At 75.1% G+C, this 25,052-nt stretch carries 21 protein-coding genes and 2 pseudogenes; 18 read left to right on the plus strand and 5 right to left on the minus strand.

Annotated features, from left to right (window positions below; genetic code table 11):
• From ACZ38L_RS27080 to ACZ38L_RS27090, 3 genes and pseudogenes are all read left to right on the plus strand, one after another.
• Positions 1-133 (plus strand): annotated as a pseudogene (locus ACZ38L_RS27080) (flavodoxin-dependent (E)-4-hydroxy-3-methylbut-2-enyl-diphosphate synthase); the annotation flags it as partial.
• Positions 134-240: 107 nt separating this feature from the next.
• On the plus strand, positions 241-1,161 hold the full coding sequence (locus tag ACZ38L_RS27085) for a GNAT family N-acetyltransferase (RefSeq protein ID WP_465698031.1): 921 nt from the start codon (positions 241-243) through the stop codon (positions 1,159-1,161).
• Positions 1,162-1,182: 21 nt separating this feature from the next.
• Positions 1,183-1,728 carry a GNAT family N-acetyltransferase gene (locus tag ACZ38L_RS27090; RefSeq protein WP_465698033.1) on the plus strand — a complete coding sequence of 182 codons (546 nt, stop codon included), beginning with the start codon at positions 1,183-1,185 and terminating at the stop codon, positions 1,726-1,728.
• A 3-nt stretch (positions 1,729-1,731) separates the two neighbouring features.
• Here the strand turns inward: ACZ38L_RS27090 and ACZ38L_RS27095 are convergent, their stop codons facing one another.
• Positions 1,732-2,655: an aminoglycoside phosphotransferase family protein gene (locus ACZ38L_RS27095; RefSeq protein WP_465698035.1), complete on the minus strand. Its 924-nt coding sequence runs from the start codon at positions 2,653-2,655 to the stop codon at positions 1,732-1,734.
• A gap of 83 nt (positions 2,656-2,738) precedes the next feature.
• The gene (locus tag ACZ38L_RS27100) at positions 2,739-2,927 is read right to left on the minus strand and encodes a hypothetical protein (RefSeq protein WP_465698037.1); all 189 of its coding nucleotides are present in this window, start codon (positions 2,925-2,927) and stop codon (positions 2,739-2,741) included.
• Positions 2,928-3,169: 242 nt separating this feature from the next.
• Between ACZ38L_RS27100 and rimP the strand changes: the two genes are divergently transcribed.
• From rimP to ACZ38L_RS27150, 10 genes are all read left to right on the plus strand, one after another.
• Positions 3,170-3,724 (plus strand): ribosome maturation factor RimP, encoded by a 555-nt coding sequence (gene rimP / locus ACZ38L_RS27105; protein ID WP_465698039.1) that lies wholly within the window; start codon positions 3,170-3,172, stop codon positions 3,722-3,724.
• A 25-nt stretch (positions 3,725-3,749) separates the two neighbouring features.
• On the plus strand, positions 3,750-4,763 hold the full coding sequence (gene nusA, locus ACZ38L_RS27110) for a transcription termination factor NusA (protein WP_465698041.1): 1,014 nt from the start codon (positions 3,750-3,752) through the stop codon (positions 4,761-4,763).
• 80 nt (positions 4,764-4,843) lie between these two features.
• Positions 4,844-5,137 carry a YlxR family protein gene (locus ACZ38L_RS27115; RefSeq protein WP_465698103.1) on the plus strand — a complete coding sequence of 98 codons (294 nt, stop codon included), beginning with the start codon at positions 4,844-4,846 and terminating at the stop codon, positions 5,135-5,137.
• Positions 5,138-5,368: 231 nt separating this feature from the next.
• Positions 5,369-8,449, plus strand: a complete 3,081-nt coding sequence (gene infB, locus ACZ38L_RS27120) for a translation initiation factor IF-2 (protein ID WP_465698043.1) — start codon at positions 5,369-5,371, stop codon at positions 8,447-8,449.
• Positions 8,450-8,588: 139 nt separating this feature from the next.
• Positions 8,589-8,885 carry a DUF503 domain-containing protein gene (locus tag ACZ38L_RS27125; protein WP_396568174.1) on the plus strand — a complete coding sequence of 99 codons (297 nt, stop codon included), beginning with the start codon at positions 8,589-8,591 and terminating at the stop codon, positions 8,883-8,885.
• A 161-nt stretch (positions 8,886-9,046) separates the two neighbouring features.
• Positions 9,047-9,496: a 30S ribosome-binding factor RbfA gene (gene rbfA / locus ACZ38L_RS27130; protein ID WP_396568175.1), complete on the plus strand. Its 450-nt coding sequence runs from the start codon at positions 9,047-9,049 to the stop codon at positions 9,494-9,496.
• 3 nt (positions 9,497-9,499) lie between these two features.
• Positions 9,500-10,642, plus strand: a complete 1,143-nt coding sequence (locus ACZ38L_RS27135) for a DHH family phosphoesterase (RefSeq protein ID WP_465698045.1) — start codon at positions 9,500-9,502, stop codon at positions 10,640-10,642.
• Between the two features lie 63 nt (positions 10,643-10,705).
• Positions 10,706-11,611: a tRNA pseudouridine(55) synthase TruB gene (truB, locus tag ACZ38L_RS27140; RefSeq protein ID WP_465698047.1), complete on the plus strand. Its 906-nt coding sequence runs from the start codon at positions 10,706-10,708 to the stop codon at positions 11,609-11,611.
• A gap of 234 nt (positions 11,612-11,845) precedes the next feature.
• A complete protein-coding gene (locus ACZ38L_RS27145; protein ID WP_465698049.1) occupies positions 11,846-15,385 on the plus strand; it encodes a serine protease in 3,540 nt (1,179 codons plus the stop codon).
• Positions 15,386-15,447: 62 nt separating this feature from the next.
• Positions 15,448-16,392: a bifunctional riboflavin kinase/FAD synthetase gene (locus ACZ38L_RS27150; protein WP_465698051.1), complete on the plus strand. Its 945-nt coding sequence runs from the start codon at positions 15,448-15,450 to the stop codon at positions 16,390-16,392.
• A 92-nt stretch (positions 16,393-16,484) separates the two neighbouring features.
• On the opposite strand, the pseudogene ACZ38L_RS27155 reads toward ACZ38L_RS27150, so the two are convergent.
• The 3 genes and pseudogenes from ACZ38L_RS27155 to eccE form a co-directional block, all read right to left on the minus strand.
• Positions 16,485-18,275, minus strand: a pseudogene (locus ACZ38L_RS27155) (MinD/ParA family ATP-binding protein); the annotation flags it as partial.
• A gap of 526 nt (positions 18,276-18,801) precedes the next feature.
• Positions 18,802-19,518: a hypothetical protein gene (locus ACZ38L_RS27160; RefSeq protein ID WP_465698053.1), complete on the minus strand. Its 717-nt coding sequence runs from the start codon at positions 19,516-19,518 to the stop codon at positions 18,802-18,804.
• A complete protein-coding gene (gene eccE / locus ACZ38L_RS27165; protein WP_465698055.1) occupies positions 19,518-20,819 on the minus strand; it encodes a type VII secretion protein EccE in 1,302 nt (433 codons plus the stop codon). The genes ACZ38L_RS27160 and eccE overlap by 1 nt, the downstream gene beginning before the upstream one ends.
• Before the next feature lie 343 nt (positions 20,820-21,162).
• On the opposite strand from eccE, the gene eccB reads away from it, so the two are divergent.
• From eccB to ACZ38L_RS27190, 5 genes are all read left to right on the plus strand, one after another.
• The gene (gene eccB / locus ACZ38L_RS27170; protein WP_465698057.1) at positions 21,163-22,686 is read left to right on the plus strand and encodes a type VII secretion protein EccB; all 1,524 of its coding nucleotides are present in this window, start codon (positions 21,163-21,165) and stop codon (positions 22,684-22,686) included.
• A gap of 127 nt (positions 22,687-22,813) precedes the next feature.
• Positions 22,814-23,134, plus strand: a complete 321-nt coding sequence (locus ACZ38L_RS27175) for a WXG100 family type VII secretion target (RefSeq protein WP_465698059.1) — start codon at positions 22,814-22,816, stop codon at positions 23,132-23,134.
• A gap of 64 nt (positions 23,135-23,198) precedes the next feature.
• Entirely contained in the window at positions 23,199-23,498 is a 300-nt protein-coding gene (locus tag ACZ38L_RS27180; protein ID WP_465698061.1) for a WXG100 family type VII secretion target, read from the plus strand.
• 30 nt (positions 23,499-23,528) lie between these two features.
• Entirely contained in the window at positions 23,529-24,725 is a 1,197-nt protein-coding gene (gene mycP / locus ACZ38L_RS27185; RefSeq protein ID WP_465698063.1) for a type VII secretion-associated serine protease mycosin, read from the plus strand.
• Positions 24,722-25,045 carry a hypothetical protein gene (locus ACZ38L_RS27190; RefSeq protein ID WP_465698065.1) on the plus strand — a complete coding sequence of 108 codons (324 nt, stop codon included), beginning with the start codon at positions 24,722-24,724 and terminating at the stop codon, positions 25,043-25,045. The genes mycP and ACZ38L_RS27190 overlap by 4 nt, the downstream gene beginning before the upstream one ends.
• Positions 25,046-25,052 lie beyond the last annotated feature (7 nt).

Consider the following 25,052-nt stretch of genomic DNA (forward strand, 5'->3'; position numbering starts at 1 on the left):
GGGTGAGGTGATCAAGACCGTGCCGGAGTCGAGGATCGTGGAGACCCTGATCGAGGAGGCCCTCAAGCTCGCCGAGGAGATGCAGGCCGAGGGCGTGGCCTCCGGCACGCCGACCGTGGTCGCCGCCGACTGACCGCTCGTCAATCCGCGCGGGGTCGTCCGTCCGCGGACGGACGACCCCGCGGCCGCCGTATCCTGCCCTGGGGGTAGGGTGCGGCGGAAGCCGTTGAATGAGGTGCCGTGCTCGATCGAGGTGTGATGCTGCCCAGCTCGCTGCAGGCCGCACGGGGCCGTGGCGGTCCCCCCGGCCGGAGGCTGGGGGAAGCCACCCGGGTCCTGGAGAGCGCGGATCTCGCGGACACCCTCGAGGTGCTGCACCGCGACCCGGTGGCCAACGCGTTCGTCGCCACCCGGGTCGAGGCGGTCGGGCTCGACCCCTGGCGGCTCGGCGGCGAGATGTGGGGCTGGTTCGACCAGGACGGCCGGCTGGAGTCGCTCTGCTACGCCGGCGCCAACCTGGTCCCGGTGAACGCCGGGCCGGAGGCGCTCCGGGCGTTCGCCGAGCGGGCCCGCCGGCAGGGCCGCCGCTGCTCCTCGATCGTCGGGCCGGCCGAGGCCACCGCCGGGCTCTGGGCACTGCTGGAGCGCAGCTGGGGCCCGGCCCGCGAGGTGCGCGGGCACCAGCCGCTGCTGGCCACCACCGAGCCGTCCGCCGAGGTCGCCCCGGACCCGCTGGTCCGCCGGGTCCGCCGGGACGAGATCGAGTTGCTGATGCCGGCCTGCGTGGCGATGTTCACCGAGGAGGTCGGGGTCTCCCCGCTGGCCGGCGACGGCGGTCTGCTCTACCAGGCCAGGGTGGCCGAACTGGTCTCGACCGGACGCTCGTTCGCCCGGATCTCGGAGGACGGCCAGGTGGTCTTCAAGGCCGAGATCGGCGCGGTCACCAAGGGCGCCTGCCAGATCCAGGGGGTCTGGGTCGCCCCGGAGCACCGCGGGCGGCGGCTCTCAGAGAGCGGCATGGCGGCCGTCCTGGAGATCGCGCTGCGCGAGGTCGCGCCGGTGGTCAGCCTCTACGTGAACGACTACAACCTGGCCGCCCGGGCCGCCTACCACCGGGTCGGCTTCCGCGAGATCGGCGCCTTCATGTCGGTGCTGTTCTGAAAGCGGAGTAACGTCCCGGGCATGGAGCAGCTGACCGAGGTGACCATCCAGCCGATCGACCTGGCGGCCTGGGCCCCGTACGCGCTGGAGGTTCAGTCGGCCGCCTTCGGGCTCACCCCGCAGGAGGTCGCGGTCCGACTGCACATCGTCGCCCGGCACGCGCAGCAGCCCGGGGTGCTCGCGCTGGGGGCGCTGCAGGGCAACCGGCTGGTCGGTTTCGGCTACGGGATGCCCAACCGGCGCGAGCACTGGTGGAGCACGGTCATCGAACCGCACCTGGAGGCGGGCGGCTTCGGCGACTGGCTGGACGAGGTGTTCGCGATCACCGAGCTGCACGTGCTGCCCGAGTTCCAGGGACACGGGCTGGGCACCTCGCTGATCCGCACCCTGTGCGGGCGCTCCGGTCTGCCGCGCAGCATCCTCTCCGCGATCGACGCGGAGACCCCGGCCCGCCGGCTCTACCGCTCGCTCGGCTACCGGGACCTGGCCCGGGCGGTGCGGTTCCCCAACACCGACCGTCCGTACGCGGTGATGGGCGCCCGGCTGCCGCTGCTCGGACAGCAGTAGGACTCAGAGCCAGCCGGCGAACTCCAGGTGGAGTTCGCCCCGGCCCCGGTCGCCGGCCGCCAGGCTGGCCAGGCCGGCCTCGACCGAGCGGAACAGGGTCCAGCCGCGCAACCGGTCGCGATCCACCTCGACCGCCTCGGAGAGCAGGTGCAGCCGGCGCCGCAGGGCGGCCTGCGGGCCGGGGGCGCCGGCCAGCGTCTCCGAGCGGTCCTGCGCCAGCCAGGCCAGGTCGTAGGCGCGCTCGCCGACCAGCGGTTTGGGGTCGATGGCCAGCCAGGGGGCGCGGTCGGCGGCCATCACGTTGCCGTGGTGGAAGTCGCCGTGCAGCACGAACCGCTCGGTGCCGGAGGCGAGCAGCTCGGCCGCGGTCTCCAGCGCCTCGTCGACCAGCGGCTGGGCGTCCAGCCGCTCGGCCAGCGGACGGCGCTCGCGCAGCCGCCGGCACTCCTCGCCGACCCGCTCGGCCACCGAACCGAACGGGTGCCGGGCGTTGGGCGGCGTCCAGAGGCGCTGCAGCAGGCCGACCGCCTCCAGCATCGCCTTGGCCTCGGCGAGCGAGAGCAGCGGGATGTCGCCGTGCAGCCGCTCCAGCAGCAGCAGGCCCTCGGCGGGCTCGGAGTTCAGCAGCAGGACGGCGCCGCGGCCGGCCCAGTGGGCGAGCGCGGCGGACTCCTGCGCGGTCTCCGGGGTGACCAGGCCGGCCTTCAGCACCGCCGGACTGCCGTCGTCCCGCCGGACGTAGCCGACCAGGCTGAGCCGTCCGCCGGGCTCGCAGATCCGCTCCAGGGTGAGGCCCCAGCGGGTGAGCTGCTCGGTGAACCGGGCGGGTAGCCGAGTCAGCCAGGCCGCGCCGCGCTCGCCCTCCTGATCGAGGACGTGGTCGCGCAGCCGGTCCGGGACGCTGATCTGCCTTGCTGCTGCCGCCATGCTGGCCTCCCGGCTGGGCGTGCCCCCTGGTACCCGTCCATTGTCGGGTATCGGGGCCTGCGGTGACCGGTCGGCGGCGCTGGTCAGGCGGGCCCGGACGGGCCGGCCGAGGCGGTCGGCGGGCCGCTGTCGGCGGGTTCGGGCAGGCCGGGCAGTGGGCCGCTCGTGGCGCCCCACTGCTGGGCCGCCAGCAGGCACTCGCGCAGCGCGGTGGCGGCGGACAGCCGCACTGCCCCGCTGCTGCCGGCGACGCGGGATCGTGCGAGTGCCACCGGTGCCCCCGCTGCCGTGTCGGTGAGGGGGTTCTGAATTCTCGTCAGCCCTCGTCAGCCGTCGCGCCCCCGCCCGGACGCTACCGTCCGGTCGCCGTCCGTGTCACGGCGATGTCACGCTCGCGACACGGTTGACCGCCTGGGGTGCCGGGCGGAATCGGCGGTTCGGGGGTGGACCCGATAGGCTTTGGGACGAGTTACGACCTTCTGACAACAGCAGACGCGGCCGAGGAGTCACCCGGATGAGCACCACCCCCACCGATCGGTTGCGTGCCCTGTTGGAGCCGCTGGCCGAGCAGGCGGGCCTGGACCTTGAGGACGTCAAGGTGAGCCAGGCCGGTAGCCGCCGCCAGGTCCAGATCGACGTGGACGCCGATGGCGGTGTGGACCTCGACGCGATCGCCGAGTTCAGCCGCGAGGTGGGCCAGGCGCTGGACGAGTCCGATCTGATGGGCAGTGCCGCGTACGTGCTGGAGGTCGGTTCCCCGGGCGTCGACCGCCCGCTCACCGAGCCGCGCCACTGGCGCCGCAACACCGGCCGGCTGGTCAAGGTCCAGCTCGCCGAGGGTGGCGAGCTGGTCGCGCGCATCCTGGAAGCGGACGAGGACGGCGCGCTGGTCGAGGTGCAGCCGATCAAGGGCCGCGGTCGCGCCAAGGAGCGCCGGCTGGCCTTCGCGGAGGTCGCCAAGGCCCGGATCCAGGTCGAGTTCAACCGCAAGGAGGACGAGCAGCTGCTCGCCGACGACGCGGAGGCGGATGTCGATGGCGCCGACGACACCAACGACGACGAGCAGTGAGTAAGAGAGCAGAGGAGGCGTAGCCGTGGACATCGACATGAGTGCCCTGCGCGGGCTGGTGACCGAGAAGAACATCCCGTTCGACCTGTTGGTCGAGTCGATCGAGTCGGCGCTCCTCATCGCGTACCACCGGACCGAGGGATCGCGCCGCCGGGCCCGGGTCGAGCTGGACCGCAAGACCGGCCATGTGACCGTGTGGGCGCTTGAGGACGCGGGCGAGCTGGAGGAGGGCGTCGAGCCCAGGGAGTTCGACGACACCCCGAGCGGCTTCGGCCGGATCGCCGCCAGCACCGCCAAGCAGGTGATCCTGCAGCGCCTGCGGGACGCCGCCGACGACCAGACCTTCGGCGAGTACGCGGGCAAGGAGGGCGACATCGTCACCGGTGTCGTCCAGCAGGGCAACGACCCGAAGAACGTGCTGGTCGACATCGGCAAGCTGGAGGCCATCCTGCCCCCGCAGGAGCAGGTCCCCGGCGAGGACTACAAGCACGGCACCCGGCTGCGCTGCTACGTGGTGGCCGTCCGGCGCGGTGTCCGCGGCGCTTCGGTGACGCTCTCGCGCACCCACCCCAACCTGGTGAAGAAGCTCTTCGCGCTCGAGGTCCCGGAGATCGCCGACGGCAGCGTCGAGATCGCCGCGATCGCCCGCGAGGCCGGGCACCGCACCAAGATCGCGGTGGTCTCGCGCCGTTCGGGCCTGAACGCCAAGGGCGCCTGCATCGGCCCGATGGGCGGCCGGGTCCGCAACGTGATGGCCGAGCTGCACGGCGAGAAGATCGACATCGTCGACTGGTCGGAGGACCCGGCCGAGATGGTGGCCAGCGCGCTGTCGCCCGCGCGGGTGACGAAGGTCGAGATCGTCGACTACGCGCAGCGCTCCGCCCGGGTGATCGTGCCGGACTACCAGCTGTCGCTGGCGATCGGCAAGGAGGGCCAGAACGCCCGACTGGCCGCCCGCCTGACCGGATGGCGGATCGACATCCGGCCGGACACCGAGGCCGGAACCGAGGACCGGAACGGGGAATCGGCGGCCGAGTAAACACGTTGTGATTCCATAATCACGGCCCCGTCCTGATCGACGGGGCCGCGGTCAGTCCCTGTGGAGGGGTAGACTTGATGGTGTCCGGCCGGACGCGTGTCCGCGCATGCCCTGAACGCACTTGCGTGGGCTGCCGCAAGCGAGCGGCCAAGCACGAGCTGTTGCGTGTCACGGCGGTCGAGGGCGTCTGCGTCCCCGATCCCCGTGGGACGCTGCCCGGGCGGGGCGCGTACCTGCATCCCGACCTGACCTGCCTCGACCTGGCAGTCCGCCGCCGGGCGTTCCCGAGGGCCTTCCGGCTCCAGGGCGCGCTCGACACGGAGGCGCTGCGCGCGCACGTCGAGGCCCGGGCAGAAGGGGCCCCGGCGTCCTGAGGGTTCCCCTCGGGCCGGCTCGGAGGGCGACGCAGACCCCCGCCCGCGGGGGAGAACCACCGCAATGAGCACGGTGCGCGCACCCCGGTGCGGCGCGCCACCAGTCAGGTACCTCGCGAGATGGAAGTAGGTCGAGATTGCGATGAGCACTCGATGAGTACGCGATGAGTACGCCCATGAAGTAGCGACGGTCCGGCGGACGATCACCCCGGACTTATAGACAGGAGCGAAGTGGCTAAGGTCCGGGTATACGAACTCGCCAAGGAGCTCGGTTTGGAGAGCAAGGCCGTGATGGCCAAGCTCACCGAGCTGGGTGAGTTCGTCCGTTCGGCGTCCTCGACGATCGAGGCGCCGGTCGTGCGCAAGTTGACTGACGCTTTGGGAGCGACTCCGCCGTCCGGTGGTTCCTCCGCGAAGCCTGGCCCGCGGAAGCCCGCGGCGCCCACGCCCGCCGGCGGTGCCGGTGCGGCCGCACCCAAGCCGGGTGCCCCCACGCCGGGTCCGCGTCCCACCGCGACCCCCGGCCCCCGGCCCACGCCGGCGGCGGGTCCCGCGGCGGCCGCTCCGGCCGCCCCCGCCGCGCCGCGCCCGGCCACCCCGGCCCCGCGCCCGGTGGCCCGCCCCGCCGCTCCGGCGGCCCCGGCCGCCCCCGCGGCCGAGTTCTCCTCGCCGGCTCCGGCCGGTGACGCCGCCGCGCGTCCCGCCGCCCCGGCCCCGCGTCCGGCGGCCGGCCCCGTGGCCGGTGGCGCCCGTCCGGGCCCGCGTCCGGCCGGCCCGCGTCCGGGTAACAACCCCTTCACCTCGGGCAGCGCGACCGGGATGGCCCGCCCCGGCGACCGTCGTCCGGCCGCTCCGGGTGAGCGTCCGCGTCCGGCCGGTGCGCCCGGTGGCGAGCGTCCGCGTCCGGGCGGCGACCGTCCGCGTCCGGCCGGTGCGCCCGGTGGCGAGCGTCCGCGTCCGGGCGGCGACCGTCCGCGTCCCGCCGGCGGTCCCGGTGCTGGTGCGCCGCGTCCCGGTGGCGACCGTCCGCGTCCCGACGGCATGCCCCGTCCGGCCGGCCCCCGTCCGGGTGCGCCGAGCCCGTCCGGCATGCCGCGTCCCAACCCCGGCATGATGCCGCAGCGTCCCGCCCCGGGCGCCGGCCCGCGTCCGGGCCCCGGCGGCCGTGGCCCGGGTGGCCCCGGCGGCCGTCCCGGTGGTCCGGGCGCCGGTGGCGCCCGTCCGGGCTTCGCCGGTCGTCCGGCCGGTCCGGGCTCGCGTCCGGCCGGTGGCGGCTTCGGCGGCCCGCGTCCGGGTGGCGGCGGTGCCGGCGGTGGCTTCGGTGGCGGCCCGCGTCCGGGTGGCTTCGGCGGCCGTCCCGGCGGTCCGGGTGCCCGTGGCGGCACGCAGGGTGCCTTCGGTCGTGGCCCGGGCGGTCGTCCGGCCCGTGGCCGCAAGTCGAAGCGTCAGCGTCGCCAGGAGTACGAGGCCATGCAGGCCCCGTCCGTCGGCGGTGTGATGCTGCCTCGCGGCAACGGGCAGACCGTCCGCCTGTCGCGTGGTGCCTCGCTGATGGACTTCGCGGAGAAGATCAACGCCAACCCGGCCGCGCTCGTCTCGGTGATGTTCAACCTCGGTGAGATGGTCACCGCGACCCAGTCGGTAGCCGACTCGACCCTCGAGCTGCTGGCCGGCGAGATGGGCTTCGTGCTGGAGATCGTCAGCCGGGACGACGAGGACCGTGAGCTGCTCGAGTCCTTCGACATCGACTTCGGTGCCGACGAGGGCGACGAGGACGAGCTCATGCCGCGTCCGCCGGTGGTGACCGTGATGGGTCACGTCGACCACGGTAAGACCCGCCTGCTCGACGCGATCCGCAAGACCAACGTGGTCGCCGGCGAGGCCGGTGGCATCACCCAGCACATCGGTGCGTACCAGGTCTCGGCGGAGGTGAACGGCGAGGAGCGCCGGATCACCTTCCTCGACACCCCGGGTCACGAGGCGTTCTCCGCCATGCGTGCTCGTGGTGCGAAGTCCACCGACATCGCGATCCTGGTGGTCGCGGCCAACGACGGCGTCATGCCGCAGACGGTCGAGGCGCTCAACCACGCCAAGGCCGCCGGTGTGCCGATCGTGGTCGCGGTCAACAAGATCGACGTCGAGGGTGCCGACCCGACCAAGGTCCGCGGCCAGCTGACCGAGTTCGGCCTGGTGGCCGAGGAGTACGGCGGCGACACCATGTTCGTCGACATCTCCGCGCGCCAGGGCCTGCACATCGACCAGCTGCTGGAGGCCGTGGTCCTGACCGCGGACGCCTCGCTCGACCTGCGGGCCAACCCGGAGCAGGCCGCGCAGGGTATCGCCATCGAGGCACACCTCGACAAGGGCCGCGGCGCCATGGCGACCGTCCTGGTCCAGCGCGGCACGCTGCGCGTCGGCGACTCGATCGCGGTGGGCGACGCCCACGGCCGCGTCCGGGCGATGCTCGACGAGAACGGCAAGAACGTCGAGGAGGCCGGTCCGTCCCGTCCGGTCCTGCTGCTCGGTCTGACCTCGGTGCCGCGCGCCGGCGACAGCTTCATCGTCGTCGACGACGACCGCACCGCGCGCCAGATCGCCGAGAAGCGCTCGGCCCGTGACCGCAACGCCATGTTCGCCAAGCGTCCGCTGCGGATCTCCCTGGAGAACCTGGACCAGGCGATCGCGGCCGGCGGCATCCAGCAGCTCAACCTCATCATCAAGGGTGACGTCTCCGGTTCGGTGGAGGCCCTGGAGGACGCTCTCGTCAAGCTCGACGTGGGCGAGGAGGTCGAGCTCCGGATCCTGCACCGCGGTGTGGGTGCCATCACCGAGTCCGACGTGGACCTGGCGATGGGCTCGGACGCCATCATCATCGGCTTCAACGTCCGCGCCGAGGGCCGTGCTCGCACGGCGGCCGAGCGCGAGGGCGTCGACGTCCGGTACTACTCGGTCATCTACCAGGCGATCGAGGAGATCGAGGCGGCGCTCAAGGGCCTGCTCAAGCCCGAGTACGAGGAGGTGCGCCTCGGCTCCGCGGAGATCCGCGAGGTGTTCCGCAGCTCCAAGTTCGGCAACATCGCGGGTGTCATCGTCCGCGAGGGCCTGCTGCGCCGCAACGCCAAGGCCCGCCTCATCCGCGACGGAAAGGTCGTGGCGGAGAACCTCACCATCGAGGGTCTGCGCCGCTTCAAGGACGACGCGACCGAGGTCCGCGAGGGCTTCGAGGCCGGTGTGACCCTGGGGTCGTTCAACGACATCAAGGTCGACGACATCATCGAGACCTTCGAGATGCGCGAGAAGCCGCGCGCCTGAGCCGCGTAGCAGCCGGGGCCGGTCGGCCGGGAAATTTCCCGTCGACCGGCCCCGGTCTCGCTGTGTAGGGTCCTGGCACGAGCTCCCGCTCGGGCGGGGGCGCCCTACGAGGCCTTCAGGTCGGCGAGACCTGCCTTACATGTTCGTGGGAACACTCACCTTCGACCTGCTCCTGGGCGACGTCCACTCGCTCAAGGAGAAGCGCTCGATCGTGCGGCCCATCGTGGCCGAGCTGCAGCGCAGGTACAGCGTGTGCGCAGCGGAAACCGGGAACCAGGAGCTGCACCGCAGGGCCGAGATCGGCCTGGCGGTGGTGTCCGGCGAAGCCGGGTACGTCACCGAGATCCTGGACAGCTGTGAGCGGCTGGTCGCCGGCCGCCCCGAGGTGCAACTGCTCTCCGCACGCAGGCGCTACCACGGCGACGACGATGAATGAGCTCGGGGTGCGGCGGACGACTGGGGAACAGTCGCCACCGTCACACCCGGAGGACGACCGAGAGCGCTCACAAGGCTGGGCGCGGGCCGGTACTTTGGGGCATGGGCCCCGACGGGTGAGCAGTCGACCCGGGTACTGTGCCCACTGCACGAGGAGGCAACGTGACCGACACCGCAAGGGCGCGCAAGCTCGCCGACCGCATCCAGGTGGTCGTCGCCCAGACCCTGGAGCGGCGGATCAAGGACCCGCGGCTCGGGTTCGTGACCATCACCGACACCCGCGTCACCGGTGACCTGCGGGAGGCCACGGTCTTCTACACGGTCTTCGGTGACGACACCGAGCGGGAGGCGACGGCCGCCGCGCTGGAGAGCGCCAAGGGCGTGCTCCGCTCCGAGGTCGGCAAGCAGACCGGGGTGCGCTTCACCCCGTCGCTGACCTTCGTCGCGGACGCGCTGCCGGACACCGCCCGGACCATCGACGACCTGCTCGACAAGGTCCGGGCCTCCGACGCGGCCGTCCGGACCGCCGCGGCGGGCGCGACGTACGCGGGCGAGGCGGACCCCTACAAGGCGCCGGCGTCCGAGCGCGACGCCGCCGACGAGGACGAGTAGGCCATGGCCGGCGAGCCGGCGGCGGCCGGTTCGGTGAGGGCGTCCTCCACCAGCACGGTGGAGGACGCCCTCGCGGTGCTTCCGGGCCCTCGCACCGAGTCACCGCTCGGTTCCGGGTTGTCCGAGCCGTCCGGTCCGGCCGGTTGCGGCCCGGACGGTCGGTTCGAGGAGGAGTGGCAGCGGGTGGTCGCCGAGATCGGGCGAGCCGGCTCGATCGACCTGATCTGCCACATCAGCCCGGACGGCGACGCGCTCGGCTCGGCCCTGGCGGCCGGGATCGCGCTGCGCGGGCTGGGCCGGGAGGTGCGGGTCTCGTTCGGCGACGACCCGCAGGTGATCCCGGAGTCGCTCTCCTTCCTGCCCGGGCAGGAGCTGCTGGTCCCGGCGGCGCGGGTGCCGGACGCCCCGGACCTGGTGCTCTGCTTCGACGTGGCCGCCGAGGGGCGGCTCGGACTGCTGCACGCCAAGGCCTTCGCGGCCCGCACCCTGGTGGTCATCGACCACCACGCCTCCAACCCCGGCTTCGGCACCCACCGGCTGATCGACCCGACCGCGCCGGCCACCGCCGTGCTGGTGGACGAGCTGCTGCGGCGGCTCGGCGTGCCGCTCGACCAGGAGTTGGCCACCTGCCTCTACACCGGGGTGGCCACCGACACCGGCTCGTTCAAGTACGCCAGTACCACGCCGGCCACCCACGAGCTGGCCGGGCGGCTGCTGGCCACCGGGATCCGGCACGACCTGATCTCCCGGCAGCTCTGGGACACCTCCTCCTTCGGCTACCTCAAGGTGCTCGCCGCCGCGCTGGAGCGCGCGGTCTACGAGCCGGCGGCGGTCGGCGGGCGGGGCCTGGTGTGGACCTGGGTGCCGTACCAGGACCTGGCGCTGTTCAGCGTCACGGTCGAGGAGATCGAGGGCCTGATCGACATCCTGCGCCGCCCGGCCGAGGCCGAGGTCGCGCTGGTGCTCAAGCAGGACCCGGACGGCACGCTGCGCGGCTCCTGCCGCGCCCGGGGAGCGGTCGACGTGGCCGCCGCCTGTGCCGAGCTGGGCGGTGGCGGGCACACCCACGCGGCCGGGTTCGCGGTCCGCGCGGACGTGCCGAGCACGGTGGCCCGGTTCCGGGCCGCGCTCGACCCGACCGGCTGACCCATGTGGCCGGCCGGCCAGTTGACCACTCGGTCAGTTGACCGATCGCAGAGAAACGAACTGATGAAGCGCAAAGGCACCGGGCCCGACGGCCTGGTCATCGTCGACAAGCCGGAGGGCATCACCTCGCACGGGGTGGTCGCCAAGACCCGTTGGCTGGCCGGGACCCGCAAGGTCGGGCACGCGGGCACGCTGGACCCGATGGCCACCGGGGTCCTGGTGGTCGGGGTCGAGCGGGCCACCCGGCTGCTCGGGCACCTGATGCTCACCTCGAAGACGTACGAGGCGACCATCCGGCTCGGCCAGACCACCGTGACCGACGACCGCGAGGGCGAGGTCACCGCGTCGGTGCCGGCCACGGCGGTGACCCGGGAGGCGATCGACGCCGGGATCGCCGCGCTGACCGGCGAGATCCTGCAGGTGCCGTCCAAGGTCAGCGCGATCAAGATCGACGGCAAGCGCTCGTACCACCGGGTCCGGGAGGGCGAGGAGTTCGAGATCCCGGCCAGGCCGACCACCGTGCACTCCTTCACCGTGCACGAGCAGCGGGCCGCGGTGGCCGAGGACGGCACGCCGGTGGTGGACCTGGACGTCACCGTCGAGTGCTCCTCCGGCACCTACATCCGGGCGCTGGCCCGGGACCTCGGCGCGGCTCTCGGCGTCGGTGGCCACCTGACCGCGCTGCGGCGCACCAAGGTCGGCCCGTACGGGGTGGAGTCGGCGCGCACCCTGGAGCAGCTGGAGGAGAAGTTCGAGGTGCTGCCGATCGCCGAGGCGGCGGCCGCGGCCTTCCCGCGTTGGGACATCGGCCCGGACGAGGCGCGGCTGCTCTCCACCGGGGTCCGGCTGAAGGCGCCGGGGCTCGGGGTGGACGGGCCGATCGCGGTGTTCGGGCCGGACGGGACCTTCCTCGCGCTGGTGGAGGAGAAGGCCGGGCAGGCCCGGCCGGTGGCGGTCTTCGTCGGCTGAGCCGCACCGTCGATCGAACCGTCGCCCGTGCCAGCTCGGGGACTTGCCCACGAGTCAGCGGGCTGACGCACCGCTTCACCCGAACGGGCGAGCGCGCGAAGTGAACGCCCGGGGTGAACGGGGTGGCCGGGGTCGCCCGGCCCGTGCCGTGGGCAAGGTTCCCCGCGGCGAGCACGGGAGCGGTCAGAGGGCCCAGCAGGAGCCCGCCCGGCCCGCCGGGGGAGGGCAGCGCGGATGGCGGGTGGCCTGGCGGACGGAGCGGCGGAGGGATCCTGGCGGTCCCTGCTGAGGATCCGCGGACTGGACGGGCGGCCGCGCGGTTACGGGATCGCGGCCGATCCGGACGGCACGGTACTGACCGGCTACGAGGTGGTGGCCGACGGCCGCGGCCTGCTGCTGGAGACGGCCGGCGGGGAGTGCCGGGAGCTGCCGGCGGAGCGGGTGACCGCGCTGCCGGAGCACGGCCTGGCGCTGCTCGACGCGGGCGGGCCGATCGGGCCACCGCTCGTCCTCGGGCCGTACCGGGCCGGGCAGCCGGTGCTGCTGCTCCGCCCCGACGAACCGTCCGAGTCGTCGTTCGCGTTCCTCGCGCAGGCGGGGCCGACCGGCGCGGTGCTCGCGGGCGCGCTGCTGGGCACCGGCTCGGCGCTGCTGCCCGGCCCGGGACGGCCCCTGCTGCTGGAGGGCACGCTGCTCTTCGACCTGCCGGCGGCGGCCGGGCCGATGGCGCCCGCGTCGGCCGGGCTGCCGGTGCTGGACGCCGAGTGCGGCGCGGTACTGGGTCTGCTCGCGCCGGGGCTGCGCGGGGTGGCGCCGGGGGTGCCGGCCGCCGTGCCGGTCCGGCCGACCGGCGCCGCCGGTCCGCTCGCCGCCCTGCTGGCGCGCAACGCGGCGACCGTTCCCGGCTACGGCCGGGCGCTCAACCTCGGCGGGGTGCTGGAGCTGGCGTCCCGGCAGCTGGCCGGCGCCGCCGCCGGCCCGGCGCGGATCGCCGACCTGGCCGCGGACCGGGTGGACCGACCGGACGGGCTGGCCGGCGAGGAGCCGCGGGCCGAACTCACCGTGCTGGTCGGCGGGCCCGGCAGCGGCCGGAGCACCGAACTGGCCGCGCTCGCGGTGCGCCGGGCGGACGGCCCCCGGCCGCTGCCCACGCTCTGGCTGCGCGGCGCCGACCTGCGGGCCGGCGACCGCTCGCCGGCCGAGGCGGTCGGCCGGGCGCTGGCCCGGGCCGAGGCGGGCATCCCGGGCGCGCGGGCGACCGGTGCCGAGGCGCTGGCGGAGGCGGTCGCCCGGGTCGCCGCGACGGCGGGTCGGCCGCTGCTGGTCGTGCTGGACGGCCCGGAGGAGGCACCGGCCGTGCTCGGCCCGGCCTGGCACCGGGAGACCGCGCGCTGGCTGCGTGCCCTGGGGGTCCGGCTGCTGCTCGCCTGCCGCCCGGAGACCTGGGAGCAGTACGCCGACGGGGTCGAGGCCGGCAGCGTCCAGCTGCACCGGTTCGGCCCGCTGAGCGGCGAGGCGGCCGAGCGGGTCGCCCGGCGCCACGGCGTGCCGCCGCCGACCGGACCGGTGGACCCGCTCGCGCTGCGGTGGGCCGGCGAACTGCGCGCCGCCGGGGTGGATCGGCCGGCCCCCGACCGTTCGGCGCTCTGCTCCGCCACCCTGGACCTGGCCTGCCTGCGGATCGGCCGGCGGATCGCCGAGACCGCGGCCGCCCAGCCCGGCCGCCCGGGCACCCACCGGCGCGGCGGCCAGGTCCGTCCGGCCGCGCCGCCCTCGCCCGGGCAGTTGCGCCGGCTGGCGGCCGTCGTCGCCGGGCGGGTGCACGAGGCGGCCCGGCGGATGCTCGGCCCGGGCCAGGGCGGGCTGGGCCGGGCCGCCTTCGAGGAGCTCTTCCCACCGGACACCGGCTGGGCGCGGGCGGTGCTCGCCGAGGGGCTCTTCGTCCCCGCCGGGGACGGCTACCGGCTGGCGCACGAGGAGCTGGCGGACTGGTTGCAGGGCCTGCACCTGGACCTGGACGGCGCGCTGCGGCTGCTGCTGGCCGAGGACGAGGGCCTGTCCGGCGCCCCGGCCCGACCGCCGGGGCGGACCGTGCCGCGGCACCGGCTCGGCGCGGTCGCGGCGGCCCTGCGCACCATCGACGAGACCCGTGGCCCGGTCGCGCTCGACCTCTGGCTGCACCGGCTGCTGCGGGCGCTGGAGAGCTCTCCGCCCGGCGGTGAGCCGCACTGGTGGGCGGCCCGGCTGTTGGCGGCGAGCCTGCGCGCGGTCCCCGACCCGGCGGCCCATCGGGTGCTGCTGGACCGGCTGGCGGCCCGGCTGGCCGAGCCGGCGGGGCAGCCCGCGGCCCGTCCCGATCCGTTCGGTCCGGCGTTCTGGGCCGCGCTGCCGCTGCCGCCGCCCGACCGGCTCGACCTGCTGCGCTCGCTGGTCCGGGCGGACGGCCCCGAGCAGGGCTTCCTGACGATGGCGGCCGGCCTGCTGCGGGCCGACCCGCCGACCGTGCTGCCGCTGCTCTGCCGCTGGTTCGACGACGGCCGGCTGCTGCCGGGCCGGCCGGGGGCGAGCGTCGCGGACCTGGCCCAGGACCTGCTCTACGCCCACCGCGCCCTGGCCGTGGACGAGTTGACGGAGGCCCTGGTCGAGGCCGCGCACCCGCGGGCGGACGCGCTGCTGACCGTGCTGGCGGTGGAGGAGCCGTCGGCGCTCTGCCGGGCGGTCGACCGGTGGAGCCACGACCGGCGCCCGGAGCGGCACGTGGCGGCCGCGGTGCACGCGCTGCGCGCGGCGCCGTACGCCACCGGCGCCGGCCGCGAGCTGCTCCGGCACGCCGCCGCCGCGCTGCTGGCGCGGGAGGACGAGCCCGGCCTGCACGGCGCGGCGCTGGCGCTGCTGGTGCGGGACCCGGGCACCCGGGCCGCCCGACTGCCTGCCGCCCTGGCCGCCTACCGGGCGGACGACCCGTTCGTCACCCCGGACGTGCTGGCACCGGCGCTCGACGGTCACCAGGAGGCGGTGCTGGCGGCCTTCGAAGCGCGACTCGCCGAGCCCGGCGGCGGGGTGGCCGCGGTGCTGCGGGTGCTCGCGGCGGCGCCGCCCGCCGGCGCGGGCCGGCCGATGCCGGACGGGTTGCCGGACTCGGCCACCCGGCTGGCCGGGCGGCTGCTGCGGGACCGGCCGGAGCGGGCCGAGCTGGTCGCCGAGTACCTCGGGCAGCGGCTGGTCCGCGGCACGGCGGCGCGCGGCGACCTGACCGCGCTGCTCGGTCCGCGGCCGGCCGACCGGCCCGCACCGGTGCGCCGGGCGTTCGCGCTGGTGCTGGCCGCGCCCGGGCCCGCCGACCCGCTGCGCGAGGAGCTGCTGGACCGGTTGCTGGCCGCCGAGCCGGACCCGGCCGTGCTCGGGCCGGTGCTGGAACGGCTGGCGCTGACCTGCGCCGCGCACCGGCCGGACCGGCTGCGCGCGGTGGTCCGGCGGATCGCCGCCTCCTGGGACCGCGCCCGGGCCGCGGCACTCGACGCCGCCCTGGTGCGCTGCGCGGGTCGCAGCGCCGGCTTCGCGCTGCTGCTCGCCGAGTGGCCGGCCGACGCCCGACCGCCCGTCGGTGGTCCGCTGCTGGCCCGGATGCGCGCCCTGGTCGCCGAGGGGCGCGACCCCCAGTACGCCGCCGCCGAGGCCGAGCGGGCCCCGGTCCGGACCGCGCCCGTGCCGGCCCCGGCCGCCTCGGCGGGTGTTCCGGTGCCGGGGCTCGGTCGGGCGCATGGCACGCTATAGGGGTTCGAGTTCGAGCGTTCGAGCACCGGAGCGGTGCGCGCGGCGGAAGAGGAGCGGTCAGGGTGCAGCGCTGGCGTGGCCTGGAGGAGATTCCCGGCGACTGGGGACGTAGCGTCGTCACCATCGGTTCCTTCGACGGTGTGCACCTGGGACACCAACTGATCATCAACCGCGCGGTGGCCCGGGCCCGTGAACTCGGGGTCAAGGCCGTGGTGGTGACCTTCGACCCGCACCCGCGCGAGGTGATCCGCCCCGGCAGCCACCCGCCGCTGCTGGCTCCGCACCCGCGGCGGGCCGAGCTGATGGCGACGCTGGGCGTGGACGCGGTGCTGGTGCTGCCGTTCACCGCGGAGTTCTCCCGGGAGTCGCCGGAGTTCTTCGTCCAGCAGGTGCTGGTGGACGCGCTCCACGCGCGGCTGGTGATCGAGGGGCCGAACTTCCGCTTCGGCCACCGCGCGGCCGGGGACGTCGCGCTGCTGACCGAGCTGGGCCGGGCCGCCGACTTCGAGGTCGAGGTGGTTGACCTGCAGGTCCGCGGTGAGGCCGGGGGCGGCGAGCCGTTCTCGTCCAGCCTGGTCCGGCGGCTGGTGGCGGAGGGTGACGTTGCCTCGGCGGTCGAGGTGCTGGGCCGCCCGCACCGGGTCGAGGGGATCGTGGTGCGCGGGGCGCAGCGCGGGCGGGAGCTCGGCTACCCGACCGCCAACGTGGACACCGTGCCGCACAGCGCGATCCCGGCCGACGGCGTCTACGCCGGGTGGCTCACGGTGGGCGAGGAGCGGATGCCGGCGGCGATCTCGGTGGGCACCAACCCGACCTTCGACGGCCGGACCCGCACGGTGGAGGCGTACGCCATCGACCGGGTGGGGCTGGACCTGTACGGGCTGCACGTCGCGGTCGACTTCCTCGCGTTCCTGCGCGGGATGGAGAAGTTCGACTCGATCGAGGCCCTGCTCGACCGGATGGCGGCCGACGTCAAGCAGGCCCGGGAGCTGACCGAGGCCGGCTGAGCGGCTGCGGTTGCTCGAGGCGCTGGTTGCCTGGAGCGCTGGTCCTGTAGGGCCCGCCGGGGATTTCCCGGCGAGCCCTCCGGGCTTGCCAGCTACTGCCGGTGTTGCTGGGGCGGGTAGCCGTAGCCCTGCGGGGGTGGCCCCGAGTGGTACGGCTGCGCGGGCGGGGCCGGGTGGCCGTGCTCGTCGGGGCGTGGGTACGGGTCGGGGTGTGCCGGGCCGGGCTGGCGCGGATCCGCCTGGCGGGGATCGCCGTGCTGCGGGTCGGCCTGGTGGGGGACGGCCTGGCGGGGGTCGGCCGGGCCGGGCCAGGGCTGGCCGGGCTGCGGGTAGCCGTACCCGTGGGGCGGCGCGGGCCACTGCTGAGGGGGCTGTTGCTGCGCGGACTGCTGGTACGGGGGCTGCTGGTAGGGCGGTTGCGCCTGCGGCTGGGCGGCCTGCTGCCAGCCGCCGCCGGCGCCGGCGATCGCCTGCTGGGCCCGGATGATGTCCTCGCCGACCAGGGTGGCCAGCTCGAAGTAGGCCTCCCGGACCTTGGGCCGCATCATGTCGAGGTTGACCTCGGCCCCAGCCGCCAGGCTCTCGTCGAACGGGACCACCACCACGCCCCGGCAGCGGGTCTCGAAGTGCGCCACGATGTCCTCGACCCGGATCATCTTGCTGGTCTCGCGCACCCCGGAGACCACGGTGATGCTGCGCTGCACCAGCTCGGCGTAGCCGTGCGCGGAGAGCCAGTCGAGCGTGGTGCTGGCGCTGCTCGCGCCGTCCACGCTCGGGGTGGCCACGATGATCAGCTGGTCGGCGAGGTCGAGCACGCCGCGCATCGCACTGTAGAGCAGGCCGGTGCCCGAGTCGGTGAGGATGATCGGGTACTGGCGGCCCAGCACGTCGATGACCTGGCGGTAGTCCGAGTCGTCGAACGTCGTGGAGACCGCCGGGTCGACGTCGTTCGCCAGGATCTCCAGGCCGGAGTGCTGGTCCTGCGAGGTGAACTGACGGATGTCCATGTAGCTGTGCAGCCGCGGGATGGCCGTCACGAGGTCGCGGATGGTGGCGCCGGTCTGCCGCTTGATCCGGCGACCGAGGGTGCCGGCGTCCGGGTTGGCGTCGATCGCGATCACCTTGTCCTGGCGCTCGCTGGCGAGGGTGGCGCCGAGCGCGGTGGTGGTCGTGGTCTTGCCGACCCCGCCCTTGAGGCTGATCACCGCGATCCGGTAGCAGCTGAGCACCGGGGTCCGGATGATGCCGAGCCGGCGCTCGCGCTCGGCCTGCGCGGCCTTGCCGCCGAACCTGATCCGCGGGAGCTGGCGCGGCTGCTTGGGCTGGCTGCGCAGCAGGCGGTCGGAGGAGAGCTCGACGGCGGCGGTGTAGCCGAGCGGGGCGCCCGGGGCGCCGGGCTGGGCGAAGGCGCCGGGGGCCGCCGGCGGGTAGGGCTGCCGGCCCGGGGCGGTGCCGGGGTGGCCGGCGGTGTTCGGCTGCGGCCAGCCGCCGGTCCGCGGGTCGGTCCGCGGGTCGGCCGGGGCGGCGGGCTGCTGGGGCCAGGGGGCGCCGGCACCGCGACCGGGCTGGGGCTGCTGCGCGGCGTGCGGCGCCTCGGACGCGTGCGGCGCTTGCGGGCCGGGTTGGGCGTGCGGGCCGGGCTGGGCCGGGAAGGGCTGCTGCCGCTCGCCGGGCGGAACCGGCTGCCGGTACGGCGGGTACGGGGTGGGGCCGGCCGTCTCCGGCCCGGGGCGGCCCGGCTGGTACGGCGCGGGGGGCTGCTGGAACGGCGGCTGCTCGGTGCCGGGCCACGGGTTCGGGGCCGCGGCGTCCTGGGGCGGCACGGGCGCGGCCGACTGCTGGGGTACGGACGGCTGCGGCGTGGAGGGCTGGGGTGCGGGCGGCTGGGAGATGAGGGCGTCCAGGTCCAGCGCGGGCAGCTTAGCCGTGGGCGCGACCGGCGACGTCGGCCGGGGTGCGGCGGGCGGCGCGGGCTCGGCCTGCTCCTGCTCCCGGGGCTCGGCCTCGGTCCGGGCCTGGTTCGGCAGCCGGGGCGGCGCGACGGCCTCCGCCGGCTCGGGCTCGGGCTGGGGCTTGGGCGCCGGCTCGGTGGCGGGCTCGGCCACGGGCGCCACGGGTGCGGCGTCCTGCGGCGGGGTGTTGACCCGGGCGGGCTCGCCCTGGGTGTACCAGGAGGGGGGCGTGTAGTCGGGGGCGTCCGACCAGTCGTCCTCTTCCGGCGGGTTGCCGCCGACGTAGACGCCGTCCCGATCGCTGCTCACCCTGGACTCCCTCGTGTTCGCCGCCGCTGTCCCGCAGTGTCGTGGGCACCAGACTAGAACCTATGCCGTCGGCGGCTCACAGCCCGGACCGTCTTCCGCCCCCGGCCCGGCCGTTCACGCCGTCCCGACCGGCCGCGAGTGCGGACGGTCAGTCAAGCCTGCGGGCCGGACCGAGGGATTGCCGCTCTGCGGCGGTCACGACGGTCCGCACCAGGCACCGGTGCCCGCCGGCGTCCCAGAGCGCCTGGTCCTCCCCGAGCCGGGGGAGCGCCTGGACGTCCGCCGCCGGCAGGCCCAGCGCGCAGCCGGCGGCCGCCGCCTCGGCCGGCGAGAGCCGTTGCAGGGCGACCAGGTCGGCCGTGGCCGGCAGGTGCTCCGCGTCCGGCGCGAGAAACGGGAGCAGGGTGAGCGTGGTCTGCCAGGGGAGCGCGGTCGGCCGATGGCGGCCCGGTCGGGCGCCGCGGTCCAGGACCACCAGCACCGGCCGGGCCGCGCTCGCGTCCTGCTCGCCGGGCCGGCCGACGCCCTGGACGCCGACGGTCGCCTGGTCGAGCCCGTGCCAGTCCCGCGGACGGCCGGTCTCCACCACCACCCGGGCGCCGAGCGCGACCGCCCGCAGGGTGAGGACCTGGGTGAGCCACCGGCCACCCACCACGACCAGGTCCAACGGGCCGTCCCGGAACAGCCCACAGCGCACCGGCTCCCCGGCGGGGTCGACGCCCAGCGGCAGCCCGTCATCGCCGAGCGGCAGCGTCGCCGAAGCGGCACCGAGGTCGACCCGGTGCCGCGGCCGGCGCGGGCCGAGCAGGCCACGGCCGGGTGCGGGCGGGACGCCGGTCGGGCCGGCCGGGCGTGCCGTGGCCATCAGCGGGTACCGCCCAACGGCAGGGTGGCCAGCACGCCGGGCAGCTGCTCGCGGTCCAGCCGGACCAGCAGCGCGCCGGAGTTGGTTGCCGCCGCGCTCAACTCGTCGCTCAGAAGGTCGAGTTCGTCGACGCTTTGGGTCACCAGTCGCAGGTTGCCGGTCAACTCGGCGGTGCCGTACGGGCCGTCGCAGACGGTGATGCTGAGCACGGTGGCGAGTGCCGGCAGTGCCGTCAGCCGCCGGGTCAGCTCCGGCAGCGCACCCGGGGTGAGCTCGGGCCATCGGCCGAGCCAGAACACCGAGTGCCACCGGTCGCCGCGCTGCCAGTGGGTGGCGGTCTCCGTGCTGCGCTGGTGTCGGTCGGCGGTGTGTGTGCACGCATGCGATTGGGTGTGCGTGGACGCATGTGGTTCGATGCGTGTGCACGCACGCGGTTGGGTGTGTGTGCATGCACACGGCTCCCCGTGTCGGCATGCGCACAGTTCAGTGTGTGTACCCGCACATGGTTCAGTGTGTGTGCCCACACGCAGTTCGGAGTGTGTGTGCACGCACAGTGCGGTCCCGAGCGCAGTGAGCAGCCCGGTCTCGTCGAGCAGCGCGGCCTCGAAGCCGGACTGCCGCACCGCCCGGGCCAGTTGGTCGGCGGCCAGTACGACGCAGCGTCGCGCGCCCAACTGTCCTCCGCCGCGGGCGAGTACGGCCTCCGGGCAGAGTTCGGGGGCGAGCTTGAGGCAGAGCCAGCTCAGCCGTACCGCAGGGGGCGCCAACCCCGGCTGCTCCGAAGCCAGTCGCGGTGCGGGGCCCGGCTGGACGTACTGCAGCAGCTGGACCGACTCCAGCCGGACCCCCGCGGTGCGCAACGCGCCATGCAGCAGCGCCAGATCGAGCGAGGGCTGCTCGCGGGCGGTGCGCAGCGGCGAGCAGGCCGGGCGCACCGCGAGCACGGCGGTCAGGAAGGTGCCGTCGCCGACCAAGCCGACCGCGCGGCCGTCCCGGCCCCGGTGGGTCAGCGTGCGCAGCGCCGGATCGCACTCCAGCAGGGCGGCGGACATCCCCGTGGCGTCGGCGGTTTCGCCCCGTCGATCGGCCACGCGCCGGCGTCGGCGCAGGGCCCGGAGCTGTCCGAACGGCCGCCGCTCCGGTTCGGGCAGCAGTCCGGCCAGCACCAGCACCGCCAGCACGACGGCGGGCACCAACGCGCGCGGGGCCCACACCCGGACGGCGGCCACCGCCCCGACCGCGACCTCCGACAGCACCAGCTGCCGCACCCGTTGCCCCGGAGTGCGGGCGATCAGCGGCACCGGCGGGGTCGCTCGTCCGGGTGATCCCGGCGGACGGGCCGCGCGAGGTCGCGGCTCGTGGCCCGTGCTGATCGGACGGTGACGCAGCCTGGTGGCGTCGGGCATCCCCCGGATCCCTCCCTTGCGGTGGCAGCCCGGCACCCTGCGCACGTTCCGGCCTGGTCGCGGTGGGCGGCTTCGGCATAGTAGGCGCCCGAACCGGCCGACGGCGTCCGGTCGGCGCGGTGTCGGCGCGGTGTCGGCACGCCGTTGCGGCAGCCGGAGAACCGCCTGTCGCGACGGCCGGAGCGGCCGACGGCGAGGCGGACGGCGAGGCGGACGACGAGGACGGGAGGGAGTGGCCGTGGTCACCCGAAAGGATCAGCTGAGCGCCTACGCCTTCGCCCGCCGGCGCACCGTCGCGGCCTTCCTGCAACCCGCGCTCACCGCCACCGAGGCCCCGCCGCCGAGCGCGCTCGGTGCGCTGCTGCCGAGCGTGCTGGCAGGTGTGCTGCTGCTCGCCGCGTTCGGCGCCTGGGGCATCTTCCGGCCCGGAGCCCCGCCCGGCTGGGCCACCGTCGGCGGCAACGTCCTGGTGGGCAGCCGGTCCACCACCCGGTACGTGGTCCTGGAGACCGACGGCGTCCGCGAGCTGCGTCCGGTGCTGAACCTCGCCTCGGCCCGCCTGCTGCTGGACCCGGCCAGGTTCCGGGTGCTCAAGGTCGACGAACGGGTCCTGGACGGCCCGACCCTCCCGCACGGGCCGGCCATCGGCATCCCGTACGCGCCGGACCGGTTGCCCGAACCCCCGGTCGCCGCCGAACCGAAGGTGTGGGCGGTCTGCGCGCAGCCCACCAGCGCCGGCGCGGGCCTGGCCGCCCGGCAGGAGGTGTTCGTGCTCTCACCGCGCCAGGCGGGGCAGGCGCTGACCGCCGCCGGCACGCTGAGCGGCAGCGCGGCGCTGTACGTCGAGGGGCCGGACGGCCGGCGCTACCTGGTCGACGCCGCGGGCACCGCGTTCCCGCTCGGCGGCGCCACCGACGCCGAGCGCTCGCTGCTGGCCCGACTGCTCTTCGGCCAGGGCGTTCGCCCGCAGCCGGTCGGCGCGCAGTGGCTGGCGGTGCTCGGTCGGGGCACCCCGCTGGACATCCCGACCGTGCCGGGGGTCGGCCTGACCTCCACCGCGCCCGGGCTGGACGCGCGGAGCAACCGGGTCGGGACGGTCGTCGAGGCCGCTTCGGGCACGGCCACCCACAAGTACGTGGTGCTCACGGACCGGATCGCCCCGGTCTCGGACCTGACCGCCCATCTGCTGCTGAACGGTCCGCAGGCGGTCGGCCGCTATCCCGAGGGGCGGGTGGCCGCCATCCCGGTCGCGGCGGCGTCGGTGGCCCCGGACAACACCGCCTTCGACGCCGACCGGGGTTGGCCGGGGTCGGTCCCGACGGTGGTCAACGGTCGTTCGGCCGGGCTCGACGGGACCACGGGACAGCCGACCGTCTGCGCCGTGCTGCACCAGGGCCGGACGGACGGACCGGGCCGCCCGGTGCTCGGCGCCTGGGCGGGTGCCGGGTTCCCGGTGGCCGCGCTCGCGGCGACGTCGAGCGTCTACGTCTCGCCCGGGACGGGGCTGCTGTACCGCGAGCTGAGCGGCCCGGCGGGCGGGGAGCCGGAGGAGTCGGAGGCCCGCTCAGGGCCGGCCTACCTGCTGACCGACACCGGTCTGCGCTACGCGCTGGCGGGTGGCGGACCACCGGGCGACCAGGCCAGGACCAGGCTCGGCTACGACCGGATCGAGCCGACCGCCGTCCCCCGGCCGTGGTCCGACCTGCTGCCCAGGGGACCCGTGCTCGACACCGCCACGGCCCGCCGGGCGCGCCAGCCGTGACTACGCAGCGCCGACTTTCCACTACGAACCGTGTTGATCGTCACCCGCCGTGTTGGCTAAGGTGACGGCCGAACGACCGGACGTGTTCCCGGAGTTCGTTCGCCGCGTCCAGCGCGAGGGGTCCCGCATGGCAGAGCAGTTCACCACCACCGAAGCCGAGATGCGCGCCTTCTCCGCCCGCATCGACGCGGTCAACGGGCAGGTGCAGGCCGAGATCGCCCGCCTGCAGGTGGTCGTCGACACCATCACCTCGGGCTGGCGCGGCGCCGCCGCCGGCGCGTACCAGGCGCTGCAGGCGGAGGTGAACCAGGACGCCACCCGGCTGAACGACATCCTGCGTGGCATCAAGGACGCGATCGACGTCACTACGACCAACTACGCGCGCAGCGACGAGGAGCAGCGCGCCGACCTGGCCGGCCTCGCATCGCAGGGCAGCGTGTTCGGCTGAACCGATCCACTCGGCGAGCCGTCTTCGGCGAGCCATCTGGCGTCTGAGGTAAGGAGTTCGGACCGTGTCCGGAGCACCCATTCTCGTCAACTCGCAGACCATCTCCCAGGCGGCCCAGGACATCCGCACCACCGCGGGCAACATCCAGGGCCAGCTGGACGAGCTGGCCGCGGGCGTCAGCCGCGTCGCGCAGAGCTGGGAGGGATCCGCGCAGACCGCCTACCGGGCCAGGCAGGCCGAGTGGGACCGGAAGGCGGCGGCCCTGCGGGTCACCCTGGAGCAGATCGCCGGCAAGCTCGACGCGGCCGCGCAGAACTACTCCGCCACCGAACGCGCCAACACGAGCGTGTGGCACCAGGACTGACCGGCCGTGATGCGGTGGTGGCCGCTCGCCGTGGGCCCACTCCTGACCGGTGCGCTGCTCGCCGTCGGCCCGGGTGCCACCGCGGCCGACGGCGGCGACTGCGCCTTCCCGGCCAAGTCGATCCCCGGTACCCCGTGGGCGCTCCAGCGCATCCCGCTCGCCGAACTGCGCGAGCAGTCCACCGGCCGGGGCGTCAAGGTCGCGGTCATCGACAGCGGAGTGGACGTGGTGAACCCGCAGCTCGCCCCGGCCGTTTCCACCGGCGACGGCTTCGACGTGCTCGACCCGGCCGGCAACGGCACCAGGGACGACTACGGCCACGGCACGAAGGTGGCCGGCATCATCGCGGCCCGCCCGCTGGCCGGCACCGGCTTCGTCGGACTCGCTCCGGAGGCCGGTCTCATCGCCGTCCGGCAGAACGACGGGCACGGCAACGGCCCGGTCGAGGGGCTGGTCACCGCGATCGACCGGGTGGTGGCCGAGGGCGCGAAAGTCGTCAACATCAGCCAGGAGACCGCGCTCGACCAGGATCCGCCGCCCCTGCGCCGGGCCGTCGGCAACGCCCTGGCGGCGGACGTGGTGATCGTCGCCGCCGCCGGCAACGACGGCGCCACCGGGCAGGCCAAGGTCAGTTACCCGGCCGCCTACCCCGGTGTGCTGGCCGTGGCCGCCGCCGATCGCGACAACGAACGCGCGCCCTTCTCGCAGCGGGGTGGCTTCGTCGGGGTCGCGGCGCCCGGCGTGGACATCGTCTCCACGGTCCCGGCCGGCGGGCACTGCACCGACCAGGGCACCAGCTTCGCCGCCCCCTACGCGGCCGGCGTGGCCGCCCTGATCCGGGCCAAGCACCCGAGCTGGACGGCCCGGGAGGTCGTGGCGCAGATCGAGCAGACGGCGCAACGCACCGACCGCGGCCGCAACGACTCCGTGGGCTGGGGCGTGGTCGACCCGCTGGCCGCCCTCACCAGGGACACCGCCGGCCCGATCGAGGCCCCGACTCCCGACCCCGACCCGCCCGCCCCCGCGGGCGGCGTCACCCCCGTCGCCGTCTCAACCGAGGACCCGGCGTCCCGGCGCCGCATCCGGGACGCGACGTGCGTGGTGGCCGTCGGGTTCCTGGCCACCGTTCTGATCGCCGGGGTCGCGACCGTCCAACGCGACCTGCGAGGCCGCCGAGGTCACCGTGACCGCCGCGACCGCCGCCGAGAAAGAGGAACCGCACCATGAGCACCGTGGACCGCTTCACCGTGGACCTGAGCGCGCTGGAGGAGGTCCGGCGCCGGCTGAACACCATGCTCGACCAGCTGGACGGCACCGCCGTGGACGCCAAGTACAAGACGACGATCCCGGCCGGCTGCCTCGGCGCCCGCGAAGACCGCTTCCAGGAGGCGGCCGGCCTGCGCCTCGCCCATGACACGGCGAAGGAGTCGATCGGCGCGATCGTCACCCACCTCACCAGCCTCATCGACGGCTACCGCACCAAGACCGGGATCGTGCACGGCAGTTACCAGGACAGCGACGCGGCAGCCAAGCACCTGATGCAGTAGGGGAGTT

This window comes from Kitasatospora sp. NPDC024654, from assembly GCF_055559155.1.